Raw genomic sequence first — 479 nt, 5'->3', positions numbered from 1 at the left:
ACGGGCGGCAGCCCGCTGTTCACCTCGATCCTCAACTACCGGCACGGCCAGGCACCGGAGGCGGGGACCGGTCCCCGCCTTGAGGGCGTCGGGTTGCTGACCGTGAGCGACCACACCAACTACCCCGTGAGCGTGGCCGTCGACGACCTCGGGAGTGGCTTCGGCCTGACCGCCGAAGCGGTGGCACCGGCCGATGCGGAGCAGATCTGCGCGCTGTTGCGGGCCGCCGTCACGAACCTCACGGCCGTCCTGGAGGAGGCTCCGCAGTCGCGGTTCGCGGCGGTGGATGTGCTGGGTGAGGCCGAGCGCCGTCAGGTTGTCGAGGAGTGGAACGACACGGCGGTCGAGGTGGCGTCGTCGACGCTGCCGGGGGTGTTCGCCGGGCAGGTGGTGCGGACGCCGGACGCGGTGGCGTTGGTGTTCGAGGGTGTCGAGGTGTCGTACGCGGAGTTGGATGCGCGGGCGAACCGGCTGGCGCG

General features: G+C 71.6%; 1 protein-coding gene. It reads left to right on the top strand.

Annotated features, from left to right (window positions below; all coding sequences use genetic code 11):
* Positions 1-132 precede the first annotated feature (132 nt).
* A partial coding sequence (locus VR45_RS41450; protein ID WP_199926110.1) for a hypothetical protein occupies positions 133-479 on the top strand: 347 nt, incomplete at its 3' end.

The sequence above is a fragment of the Streptomyces sp. NRRL S-495 genome (genome assembly GCF_000966955.1).
Taxonomy (GTDB): Bacteria; Actinomycetota; Actinomycetes; order Streptomycetales; family Streptomycetaceae; genus Kitasatospora; species Kitasatospora purpeofusca.
This window is presented reverse-complemented; position numbering and strand designations above follow the sequence as displayed.